Here is a 10,727-nt window from a genome sequence, read left to right as displayed (position 1 = left end):
TGTTCTGATAGATAACGATGAACAACGGACAGCTTGAACTGACTATCGTATTTCGTCATGAAAAACACCCCAAAGGTCGGATCAATGTCCAACTTTTGGGGTGCAGTTCACGTTCGGGTGGCTTTTTGCTGCCGGGCTCCAGCCTCGTTCCAGATCTGCTGTCCAGGGACAGCAAGGTGGAGTGTTGCCAGTGTGTGCCAGCCAAGTTGTGTAGAACGTGGCCAGACCCGACTGCATCAGCACGGCTCCGGGTAGAGCCGTGCCGTGTACTTCAACAACTTAGCGCATGTTTTGCGCGGCCAGACCCAGGGCCAGATCTTGCTTCATGCGTTTCTTGTAGAAAGGCAGGCAGATGAACAAGGCCAGGAACCAGAATGGCGTAGCCATCAGGCCGATCAGGGTTTCTTCTTCTTGGCTGAACAGGTACAGCGCAAAGGCAAAGAACGCTAGGGTCAGGTAGCACATGGGAATCGCAAAGGGCATTTTGTAGCTCGATGCGGCATGGGCCTCCGGACGAATGCGACGGTACTTCAGGTAGGTGATCAGAATCACGGCCCAGACAAAGATAAAGCAGATGCTGGCCACGGTGGTCACAATGGTGAACACACGCATTACGTCGCCTTCTGCGTAAAGCAGGAACAGGCTGGACAGCAAAAGGGCGCAAGAATAGATCAGACCATTACGGGGAGTGCCGTTACGCGACAACTGGCTGAATGCCTCTGGAGCCAGCTTGTTCTTGGACAGACCGTACAGCATGCGGCCGGTCGAGAACATGCCACTATTGGCCGACGACAGGGCCGAGGTCAGCACCACAAAGTTGATGATGGCAGCCGCTGCACCCACGCCAATCAGCAAGAACATGTTTACAAACGGGCTCTTGTTGGGCGCCACAATGTCCCAGGGGGTGACGGTCATGATGGCGGTCAGGGCCAGCACGTAGAACACAATCACGCGAACGGGAATCTTGTTGATGGCTTTGGGCAGGTTCTTGGCAGGGTCAGCCGTTTCAGCCGAGGCCGTACCCACCAGCTCGATCCCCACGAAGGCAAAGATGGCGATCTGGAAGGCCGCAAAGAAACCATGCAGGCCATTGGGGAACATGCCGCCGCGATCCCACAAGTGGGTCAGGCTGGCTTTTTCGCCGGTTGGGCCGACAAAGCCGGTAAACAGCAGGTAAGCACCCACACCAATCAGGGCCACAATAGCGATGATCTTGACCAGGGCAAACCAGAACTCCAGCTCGCCAAACAATTTGGCCGACAGCAAGTTAAAGATCAGCAAGAAGGCGATACACGCCAGGCCGGGTAACCAGAGCGGAATGTCCGGCCACCAGAACTGGGTATAGCCGGTAATGGCGACAATATCCGCAATACCGATAACCACCCAGCAGAACCAATAACTCCAGCCCAGAAAGTAACCCATGGTGGGCCCGAGAATATCGGCGGAGAAATCCACAAAAGATTTGTATTCCAGGTTATGCAGGAGCAATTCCCCCATCGCCCGCATCACAAAGAATAAAAAGAACCCAATGATCATGTAGGTAAACAAGACCGAGGGTCCGGCCAGGCTAATGGTGCGGCCTGAGCCCATAAATAGCCCTGTACCGATAGCGCCTCCAATTGCTATCAGTTGCAGGTGCCGGTTTTTCAACGAGCGCTGCAGTCCAGATGAATGTTGCTGAGACACACTGTTCTCCTAATTTTTTTTCGTTCAAATGCGTAATTATGACTGTGCTGCGAGAAAACAAAGGGCACAACCCGTCCTCAAGGACGGTTTTCTTGATGCCGATCTAAATAAGCTGAGGAGCGCACAGCAGTCCTCCTTGTTCTGACGACATGAAATGTCAAAACAGACCTGTGTGCGAATAAAAATGGGAATAGGGGTGGGGTATGCCAGGCGGCCAGAAAAGGCGCCTGACTATCTGCTCATAAATAGGCTCCGGACGAATAGGTGAACACAGGCCATATGGCCTCTGTACCCCCTCTGTCCGTTTACCTGAGAGCTTATCCATCGGTTCGCGATGGTCCCCTTCGGTGGGCACGGGTGTGCCTCTCTCCAGATGGTCAAAGGTTCAGGATTCTTTTGCCTGAGAGATTCCGGGGTCGTTGCTCCGTCGGCGCTTCATCAAAGTGAAGACTCTCACCTGAACCGTTATTGACGCCGCTATTGTATAGACAGGTAAAAAGCGATGACTACTAGCGTTAACCTGTAGGCTTTTAATGAGACTAGTTCTTGTTTGTTGAGGGGTTTTGTGGCTGCAGAGCCAGCCTCGGGGATAGTGCAGGGGCGTGATGAAAGTGGCGGCGTCGAGTCTGGCCAGATGCCCTTGAAAGGGGCCGTGTTTTTTGCATGGAAGCTATGCCGGAATGCTTTAGCGTTGAAACAGAAATCGGCCGACACCAGCCTACAATATCGGCTGTCTGGCAATTTTTGTACCTCGCAATATGGTCGAATCGATTCTGCAACTTATCGAGCAACACGGTCTGTTGATCGTGTTTTTCAATGTCCTGGTGGAGCAGGCGGGGGCGCCGGTGCCGGCCTATCCGGTGTTGGTGGTAACGGGTGCCTTGCACGAGTCCGGTGGCTACAGCCTGTGGGGCTTGCTGGGCTTTGCCGTGCTGGGCGCGATGATTGCGGATTACGGCTGGTATCTGGCTGGGCGACGCTATGGTGGCAAATTGCTGGCTTTGTTGTGCAAAATTTCACTGTCGCCGGACTCCTGTATTCGGCAGACCGAATCCATTTATATGCGTTGGGGGGCACCGTCCTTGATGGTGGCCAAGTTCATACCCGGCTTTGCTTCCATTGCCAGTGTGCTGGCCGGTACGGTGGGAACGCCCAGAAGAAGCTTCCTGCTTTACGACATCATCGGGGCTACGGTCTGGGCGGGCTCTGCCGTGTTCCTGGGCTCCTTGTTCAGCTCGGCGGTGGATGAGCTGCTGAATGTGCTGATCAGTCTGGGAGTGGTGGGTGGAATCCTGTTGGCACTGGCTTTGGCGGTATTCATTGCCAGAAAGTGGTGGCAGCGCCATCGCTTCATGAAATCCTTGTGCATGGAGCGTGTCAGCGTGCAAGAGTTGCATCAGATGCTGTCCTCGGACACGCCCCCCACGATTGTGGATGTGCGTTCGACCCTGATGCAGGCGCAAGGACGTATTCCGGGGGCGATCAGTCTGGCTTTGGGTGAGGCCACGCTGAATTTGATTACCGACGGGGAAATTATTGTGTATTGCGATTGCCCCAATGAGGTGTCCGCAGCCTTGGTGTCCAAACGCTTGCTGCAAAGTGGCTATAGTCGGGTGCGCCCTTTGGAAGGCGGATTGGAAGCCTGGCGGGCCGCTGGTTTTGATATACAGCGCGACCCGGATCAGCCCGAACCGGCCTTGTAAAAGAAAACGGCAGACATCAAACCATGTCTGCCGTTTTTGCAAGATAAAGACACTCAGCATCAGCGCCCCCAACCAGGCCAGACGACTCGCGCTGATAATCAGCCAACTGCCCAGCAATTGAACTGTGATAGTCAGCACGGCGAATAAAGCCTGGGGCTCCAGTCCGAAGTGGGCCATTTCCTTTTTTGCAGCGCTGAAGTCCCAAACCTTATTCACACCGCTCCACCAGAAAATGTAGGTCAGGAGCAGAGTAGCCAGTACAAAATACACTCGTGAACGCAGTAATTCTTGTATGACGTGGTTCATGATGCCTCCTCCTTGGGTGGGGCGTTCAGGGCTTGTGGACAGATGCTTCCAGCGTGGAGCGTGCGACGGCCAGTGTTTGCTGGCTCAAGACCAGTCCACCCATGACCAGTGCCACTCCCACCAGTTGCAGCGTGGTGGGCCAGATGCCCTTGATCAGCGCGTCCAGAATAAAAGCGGTCACAGGCACCAGCAGCATGAAGGGGGCAACAGTGACGGCGCCCAGTTGCTTGATGGCACTGAACCATAGCGCGAAGGGACCAGCCGTCAGTACAGTTGCCAGCAGGAACAGGCCCAGCCAATGCACAGGGATAAGCTGGCTTGGAATGTCCTGCGTCAGCAGCACAACCACACTCAGTTCCACACCGGCAATCAAGAGCTGCCAGCCGGTAAAACCCAGCAAAGGGATAGGTGGCGCACCCCATTTGTTCATCAAGACGCCACCCATCGCAATGGACAACATGCTGCCCAAAGCGGCGGCAATGCCGATCAGATCCAGAGTGGCGTTGCTGGACAGGACAACCAGCGCCACGCCCAGTGCACCCAATAGAACGGCTCCAATCCGCGTTAGGGCGGGGTGAGCACGCAAAATGCCCCAGGCGATAAAGATGGTGGCCAGTGGTGTCAGCGCCTGGAAGATGGCGGCCACGCCACCGGGCAGACGGGTGGCAGCGATAAAGAACAGACCAAAGAACAGGCCGGTGTTCAGGGTGCCCAGCACGGCCAGGCGCCCCCACCAGGCACGGGGCGGCAGGCTGCGTACCAATGCCAGCAGGACGATGGCGCCTCCCAGCGCCCGGACAGCAGCCAGGAACAAGGGATTAGGTGGCAACCAGGTCGTGGTCAGAATGTAGGTAAAGCCCCAGAGAATAGCGGCGGTGGCCGCGGCCATTTTGGCGTTCATGTCGATGCACTCCCCATCATGAATAGTTTGATGAAGAGACTATAGAAGTGCAACGATGGCTTGAATAGATAAGAATATGGTCATCAGCGTTCCATAATTAGAACGACTGCTTGGCGGCTGGCTTTGGGTAATTTGCAGCAGGGATTCAGGGGGCGGGCGTATGCAAAATAGTGACGAACTCCTGGCCCAGAAAATCCAGCAAAGCGCGTACAGCAGGCACCAGACCTCGGCGTGAAGGAAAGACCGCATGTACTACGCCGGAGCGGGGGTTCCAGCCGGGGGCCACATCCACCAGCCTGCCGTCCTGCATATAAGGGGCAATCAACATGGCTGGCATTTGAACCACGCCAATCCCTTGCAGGGCTGCTTGCAGCAAGGTCATGCGGTCGTCACAGACCAGCCGGGGTTGATAGGGGACTTCCATCAGGGTGTTTTCTGCGGTTTGCAGTTGCCAGGAGGGATTGCGTTGCAGATGCTCGTCGCTCAAGGCAGGCCAGCTACCTAACTGGTCCAGCTTGGGCAGCCCGCCCATGCGTTCGATCAGGGCCGGGCTGGCAACCAGATACTGTGTACTCTCGCCCAGGACTTTCATCACCAGACCGCTGTCTTCCAAAGGAGGGAAGCGGACGCGCAAGGCCACATCAAAGCCTTCGCGAATCACGTCCACGCGGCGGTTGGTGCTTTCCACTTCCAGCTTGACCTGCGGATAGGCTGCCATATAGCGGGCCAGCAATTCATTGACCCCATAGTCCAGCAAAGCCAGGGGGCAGCTGATGCGTACTGAGCCTTGCGGCTCGCTGCGATGGCGCTCGATGATGTCCTGAGCGGAGTCGGCTTCCACCAGCATGGCCACACAGCGCTGGTAGTACATCTGGCCAATTTCCGTGACGCTGAAATGGCGGCTGGAGCGCTGAATCAGACGCACACCCAGGGACTCTTCCAGAAAGGTGATGCGTCGGCTTAGCTTGGATTTCGGGATGCCCAAAGCCCGTCCGGCGGGTGCAAATCCCCCGTGGTCCACGACCTGTACAAAGTAGTAAAGGTCGTTCAAATCGCGCGTGGATGGGTGTTTGGTGTCGGGCATGTCATTACATGGCCGGTGGAACCGGGCAGCTCATATCGCCTTCTTCGCAGGACAGGTAGGTGTTGAAGTTCTTGATACGGGCCTGGGTCAATTCATTCCGGCATGTGGTGATCAGCATGGAGTGAATGCTGCCGCCCTCGGTGTTGATCGCTGCAAAGTCGCATTCTGCATCCCTGAAGCTGATCCAGGCCCGTTGGGCGTTGCGCAAGGCTTTGAGGGTATCGGCATCATCTTTCAGACGATGGCTGATTTCCTTGTAGAGCTTGTTCAGTTCGGCGTCCGAGTTCTTGTACTCGTTGCTAAAGCACTGGTTCATGGCATTTTGATTGCTCATGCTGTCGCAGTCGGCTGCCTGAACGGAAGAGGCGCTTGCCATCAAGCTCAGTCCTAAAGCGATCAGGCCGGTATTCAATGCTTTTTTCATGAGGTTCTCCGGGTTTGCGGGCGTTGATAAGCGTATGAGTCTGGGTTGAGTCGCCAGGTGCAGCGCGTACTGCCTCTTTGCTTGGGGCAGGGTGTAAATCCTACTACAGAAGCGCGACAAGCCTGGTGCTTTGCAGGGTGACAGTTGGGGTCCATAAATAGCATTGAGCCGCATCGTCTTGAATCGGGCACATAGCCCGTCCAAGCCGATGCGGCTCAATGATTCTGTCAGCAGGAGTCAGTGCAGCTTATTCGTCGTTGCTGTGCAGAAAGCGATACACCAGAGCGCCGATCACACCACCAATCAAGGGAGCGACCCAGAACAGCCACAGCTGCTCCATGGCCCAGGTGCCCTGGAAGAAGGCCACGCCAGTAGAACGCGCAGGGTTCACGGAAGTGTTGGTGATAGGGATGCTGATCAGGTGAATCAAAGTCAGTGCCAGACCAATGGCTACGCCTGCCAGGCCAGCGTGACCACGCTTGTGGGTTGCGCCCATGATGATGAACAGGAAGAAGGCGGTCAGCACAATTTCTGCGATCAGGGCTGCGTTGAGGCTGTAGTTGTCGGGCGAGTGCTCGCCAAAGCCGTTGGAGGCGAAACCTGCCACGGGATCGAAGCCGGTTTTGCCGCTGGCGATCAGGTACAGAACACCGCCGGCCAGCAGACCGCCGATAACCTGGGCAATGATGTAGGGAATGGCATCACGAGCGGGGAAGCGTCCCCCAGCGACCAGGCCCAGCGTGACAGCCGGGTTGATGTGACAACCAGAGATATTGCCGATGGCATAGCACATGGTCAGCAAAGTCAGACCAAAGGCCAGGGCTACCCCGGCAAAACCAATCCCCAGTTCAGGGTAGGCAGCGGCAAAGATCGCACTTCCGCAGCCCCCAAAGACCAGCCAGAAAGTGCCCAGCGTTTCTGCGGTGCATCGTTTTAATAAAGACATGATATTGCCCTGTTAGTCATTTAACACGGCTGGATTCTAGCGATAAGCGGGAAGCGCTAAGTGCTTGAAAGGAAAACAACTGTCAAAAATTTTCCTTTGTTTAGGGTGGTGTTTTTTTATAGTAAATGTGAGAAATATCGGTGGCGTGGCGGCTTGTGTCAGGTGTAGGATTTTGTCTGGTTTATGAAGAATTGTGTTGACGATTCTGACGCTGAATATCACTCCCAAGTCCCCCACATTCACGTGCCTCATTCCCTTGAATCCTTGATCCTGTCTCTTGAAGAGCGCCTGTTTGAGCGTGCCACTCGTCAGGATGTGGCGGCGCTTGGCGCTTTACTGGCCGACGAGTTTGTAGAGTTCGGAGCCAGAGGCGCGGCGTGGGGTAGAGCAGAAGTGCTAGGCGATCTGCCCGAACAGGATTTTGTGCAGCGCCACCTCAGCAACTTCAAGCTGACCATCCTGTCAGAGGATGTAGTCCTGGCGACTTATGTGTGTGAGGTATCAGGTGATGAAAAGCCGCAGCAATCCTTGCGCAGCTCCATCTGGAAGCAGAGTCAGGGGCGTTGGCAGATGGTGTTTCATCAAGGAACCCGCGTTGCCCAGGAATAAAAAAGGGCCGGAATTTGAAGGGCCCACCAAAGCGTGAATTGTTGTTCAACACTCGGGGGGCGGTTCAATCTTGGCCCTTTCTATTCGGGTCGCGCTTACGGCTGTTGCTGGATGAACGCCGCCGTCATGGGGGATACCTGGTGGAAATCAAAAGCCTGATGGTAGATCTCTCCACTCTTGGCTTCCACGGTTAGCCATAGTTGATGTTCCAGTTCGCTATTGGGCGGAATGACGATTTCTACCGCTCGTGTCCAGCGCGTGTTGCTGAAAGCTTGACGGGGCGCAGGCATAGGTTCGGGCTTGCTCACGTGCAGATAGGCGCGGCGTATATGTGGGTCGCAGGCCTGGCAAAAGCGAATCTGAAATGCTTTGCGATGAGCGCCGGTGGGCCCGCTGATGGGGGCTTTGTTATTCGTCTCAGCCAGAGCAAACGACCAGGGGCCAATCTGGCCTTGCAGGGCATGGTGGCCAAATACAGGCTCGGGGCCTTGTTGCGCCAGATAAATCATGAAGGCGGCAGGGATGGCCAAAAGGCCGCTGGCAAAAACCAGGCTGCGTGTGGAAAACCGTGATGCTGTAGGCGCCACTCCAGCGTGAGTTGGCTCTGTACGTGTAGCCCCAGCGCTAGTTGAAGCAGCGCTTGAATTTGCCGCCGCCACTCCATTTTTCCCAGCTATAGCGTCACTTGATGTCGATGCAGTATTGCCCCCTCCAACCGCTTTAGGCGCTGCCTTCGCAACTGGTGCAGGTTTGGCCCGCACAGGTTTCTTTTCCTGCCAAGGCCACCAGGGCAAGTAAAAGGTCAACCCGGCACCGGCCATGGTCAGCCAACCCAGCCAAGCAACGGTGCCCATGCTCCAGCCCCAGCCTTGCCAGCATAGAGCTAAAGCCACAGCCAGCAAGGGCCAGCCGAGCAGACGAAAGATCCGCCTTTCCTTCTCGCTGGGCATGCGATGCAGCAGGAATTCCCCCTGGCGATCACTGGCCAAAGCCAGGCAGATAAAGCCCACCAGGCTGATGATAAAAACGGCCAGATTCAGCCACAGACTGGTATTAATCATGGCAGCACTCCTGCAGGCATCAACAGAACGCTCAGCAAGGCGATCAAAGCCGTCGGTAGAACCATGCCCACCCAAGCGCGAGTGGCACTTTTGGTGCTGAACACCCACATGACGGCGATGGTGTACCAGACAAAGCTCAACATATTCGCTGCCAGAACGGCCTGGGCTTTGGGCAGAGGCCAGAGCAAAGTCAGCAATACCGTGGCAGCGGCTGCCAGGGCGTAGCCGCCGACAGTGGCTGCCACAATGCGCGAGAGCACTTGCAGGCGGTAGCGGGAAGTCAGTCCACTCATCCGTTCACTCCCGCAGTTTGCAAGCTGGCCGGGGCAGCGGCTTTTTTAGGCAGGCTGGCAATGTGCCATTTGCGTTTCATTTTGATGGCGATATAGACAAAGATGGCGGCCAGGCCAAACATGGTCAGGTCAAAGCCTGCCAGGCCCCAGTCACCATGGATGACGGTGACACCCAGGTGACGGTCGGTCGTCAGCAGGTTCAGGACAGGAATCAAGGCGTAGGCGGAGGCTGTCAGGTACAGCAGCTCCAGCCAGGCGCGCTTCAAGGGTCGCCAGGAGGCATACAGGAAGGACCAGCCCCAGACCAGGAACAGAGCATGAAACTCCCAGGCGGCGCGGTCGGCCATATTCACAGGCAAAAGGCGGTTGGCCCAGAAGTAGGCCGCCAGCCCCAAGGGCAAACCGGCCAGAGTGCCGGCATTCAGGATTTCTACTAAACGCAGGCCAGCGGCATCAAAACGCTCGGATGCGCTAAGCGGGGCGGCTTTGGCCTTGCGTTTTTGATGCTGGGTACGACGCTTTACCGTCCACAGCACCAGACCTGTCCCAATGACGGCGCAGCCCAGCAAGCCTGAAATAAAGTACAGCCAGCGCAACCACCATTCGGCAAACACTCCTTCGTGCAAGGCCAGCAATACGCGGTGAGTGTCTCCGGTGACATTGCTATTGTCCTCCGGCTCCATGAGGCTGCCATCAGAGGCGTTAAAGTGCAGGGTCTCGGCACGGGTCCAGTACACGCCCGTGACGCCGGTGCGACGCAGTTCTACATAGGCTTGGCTATCTGCCGGATGGGTAATCTGCACCGAGGCAATGCTGTTCTTGCCCCAGGCTTGTTCTGCGCTGTGCATCATCTGGCCCAGGGGAGCCTGCGGCATGCTCACGGGCAGGAAGTCGCGTTTTTGCTGACGAATATCCTGGAAGTAAGCCTGCCGTCCTTCTTCTGTCGCGCCGTACATGACTTCTCGTCCGGTCGGCATGTAGATGGACATGAAAAAAATCAGGCCCGTATAGGTAATCATCAGGAAAAAGGGCAGGGACATGACGCTGACGATATTGTGCGCGTCCAGCCAGGAACGCTGCCCCTTGCCGGGCCTGAAGGTGAAAAAGTCGGTGAAGATTTTCTTGTGAGTCACCACGCCCGTAATCACGGCCAGCAGCATCAGCATGGTACAGATACCGACCAGCCAGATAGCGACCGGATAGGGGAGGTAGTGCAAGGCGTAATGCATGCGGTACAGGCCGGTGCCACCAGCAGTTGCGCGGGGTTCCACTTCCGGCTGAATCTGGCCGGTGACAGGGTCCAGTTCTTCTCCCCCGCGACGGCCGCGTTGACCGGGCTGGGGCATTTCTTCCCAGGCGATGGATAGCCCTTGCGTGGCACGCGGGTTCAGGGCTTGATGCGGCAGGGTAATGGTCCAGGCTTTGGACTCTGCCGGGGCATGCGCTTGCAACTGCGTCAGGGCCTTATCCAGCATCTGGCTGGATTGCTCGGGCAGGACTTGCATGGGCAAGGGGCGCTCCGGCTCCATCCAGCGAGTGATTTCATCGTCCACATAGCCAGCCGTGCCAGTGACGAAGACGAAAAACAGGACCCAGCCCACCACCAGACCGACCCAGGTATGCAGCCATGCCATACATTGGCGAAATGACTCTTTCACGCTGACGCGCCTCCTACTACAACACCGTCTCCGGATGCTGGATTGATGATCATTAA

The 10,727-nt window shown here is 56.3% G+C and carries 10 protein-coding genes, 1 pseudogene and 1 riboswitch; of the genes and pseudogenes, 2 read left to right on the top strand and 9 right to left on the bottom strand.

Going from position 1 to position 10,727, the window contains the following annotated elements; translation table 11 throughout:
* Positions 1-279 precede the first annotated feature (279 nt).
* Entirely contained in the window at positions 280-1,686 is a 1,407-nt protein-coding gene (locus ACU6HM_RS18720; protein WP_031232286.1) for an amino acid permease, read from the bottom strand.
* A gap of 378 nt (positions 1,687-2,064) precedes the next feature.
* A riboswitch (glycine riboswitch) is annotated at positions 2,065-2,154 on the bottom strand.
* A 290-nt stretch (positions 2,155-2,444) separates the two neighbouring features.
* Between ACU6HM_RS18720 and ACU6HM_RS18715 the strand changes: the two genes are divergently transcribed.
* Positions 2,445-3,389 (top strand): rhodanese-like domain-containing protein, encoded by a 945-nt coding sequence (locus ACU6HM_RS18715; protein ID WP_060186948.1) that lies wholly within the window; start codon positions 2,445-2,447, stop codon positions 3,387-3,389.
* A gap of 51 nt (positions 3,390-3,440) precedes the next feature.
* On the opposite strand, the pseudogene ACU6HM_RS18710 reads toward ACU6HM_RS18715, so the two are convergent.
* The 5 genes and pseudogenes from ACU6HM_RS18710 to aqpZ form a co-directional block, all read right to left on the bottom strand.
* Positions 3,441-3,695 (bottom strand): annotated as a pseudogene (locus tag ACU6HM_RS18710) (DoxX family protein); the annotation flags it as partial.
* Between the two features lie 25 nt (positions 3,696-3,720).
* Positions 3,721-4,596: a DMT family transporter gene (locus ACU6HM_RS18705; protein ID WP_446764194.1), complete on the bottom strand. Its 876-nt coding sequence runs from the start codon at positions 4,594-4,596 to the stop codon at positions 3,721-3,723.
* A gap of 145 nt (positions 4,597-4,741) precedes the next feature.
* The gene (locus ACU6HM_RS18700; RefSeq protein ID WP_446764193.1) at positions 4,742-5,680 is read right to left on the bottom strand and encodes a LysR substrate-binding domain-containing protein; all 939 of its coding nucleotides are present in this window, start codon (positions 5,678-5,680) and stop codon (positions 4,742-4,744) included.
* 4 nt (positions 5,681-5,684) lie between these two features.
* Positions 5,685-6,104 (bottom strand): lysozyme inhibitor LprI family protein, encoded by a 420-nt coding sequence (locus tag ACU6HM_RS18695; protein WP_081055479.1) that lies wholly within the window; start codon positions 6,102-6,104, stop codon positions 5,685-5,687.
* Between the two features lie 247 nt (positions 6,105-6,351).
* The gene (aqpZ, locus tag ACU6HM_RS18690; RefSeq protein ID WP_446764192.1) at positions 6,352-7,050 is read right to left on the bottom strand and encodes an aquaporin Z; all 699 of its coding nucleotides are present in this window, start codon (positions 7,048-7,050) and stop codon (positions 6,352-6,354) included.
* Between the two features lie 183 nt (positions 7,051-7,233).
* Here aqpZ and ACU6HM_RS18685 point away from each other — a divergent pair, with 183 nt between their 5' ends.
* Positions 7,234-7,659, top strand: a complete 426-nt coding sequence (locus ACU6HM_RS18685; protein ID WP_250756978.1) for a nuclear transport factor 2 family protein — start codon at positions 7,234-7,236, stop codon at positions 7,657-7,659.
* A gap of 95 nt (positions 7,660-7,754) precedes the next feature.
* Here ACU6HM_RS18685 and ACU6HM_RS18680 read toward each other — a convergent pair whose 3' ends face one another.
* From ACU6HM_RS18680 to ACU6HM_RS18670, 3 genes are read right to left on the bottom strand one after another with little or no spacing between them, the layout of a single operon-like run.
* Complete coding sequence (locus ACU6HM_RS18680; protein WP_446764191.1) at positions 7,755-8,720, bottom strand: DUF3325 domain-containing protein; 966 nt, start codon at positions 8,718-8,720, stop codon at positions 7,755-7,757.
* Positions 8,717-9,013, bottom strand: coding sequence for a DUF3649 domain-containing protein (locus ACU6HM_RS18675; protein ID WP_060186954.1), 297 nt, complete (start codon positions 9,011-9,013; stop codon positions 8,717-8,719). Before ACU6HM_RS18675 ends, ACU6HM_RS18680 begins: the two co-directional genes overlap by 4 nt.
* A complete protein-coding gene (locus ACU6HM_RS18670) occupies positions 9,010-10,671 on the bottom strand; it encodes a PepSY-associated TM helix domain-containing protein (RefSeq protein ID WP_446764190.1) in 1,662 nt (553 codons plus the stop codon). The genes ACU6HM_RS18675 and ACU6HM_RS18670 overlap by 4 nt, the downstream gene beginning before the upstream one ends.
* Between the last annotated feature and the right edge of the window lie 56 nt (positions 10,672-10,727).

The sequence above is a fragment of the Alcaligenes sp. RM2 genome, assembly GCF_052931795.1.
The sequence above is the reverse complement of the archived record's forward strand: the minus strand, read 5'-3'. Positions and strand labels throughout refer to the sequence as shown.

Excerpts from the sequence above, each read along its gene's own strand:
- ACU6HM_RS18715 (WP_060186948.1), top strand. The coding sequence starts at position 2,445 with ATGGTCGAATCGATTCTGCAACTTATCGAGCAACACGGTCTGTTGATC.
- ACU6HM_RS18705 (WP_446764194.1), bottom strand. The coding sequence starts at position 4,596 with ATGAACGCCAAAATGGCCGCGGCCACCGCCGCTATTCTCTGGGGCTTT.
- ACU6HM_RS18700 (WP_446764193.1), bottom strand. The coding sequence starts at position 5,680 with ATGCCCGACACCAAACACCCATCCACGCGCGATTTGAACGACCTTTAC.
- ACU6HM_RS18695 (WP_081055479.1), bottom strand. The coding sequence starts at position 6,104 with ATGAAAAAAGCATTGAATACCGGCCTGATCGCTTTAGGACTGAGCTTG.
- aqpZ (WP_446764192.1), bottom strand. The coding sequence starts at position 7,050 with ATGTCTTTATTAAAACGATGCACCGCAGAAACGCTGGGCACTTTCTGG.
- ACU6HM_RS18685 (WP_250756978.1), top strand. The coding sequence starts at position 7,234 with ATGAAGAATTGTGTTGACGATTCTGACGCTGAATATCACTCCCAAGTC.
- ACU6HM_RS18680 (WP_446764191.1), bottom strand. The coding sequence starts at position 8,720 with ATGATTAATACCAGTCTGTGGCTGAATCTGGCCGTTTTTATCATCAGC.
- ACU6HM_RS18675 (WP_060186954.1), bottom strand. The coding sequence starts at position 9,013 with ATGAGTGGACTGACTTCCCGCTACCGCCTGCAAGTGCTCTCGCGCATT.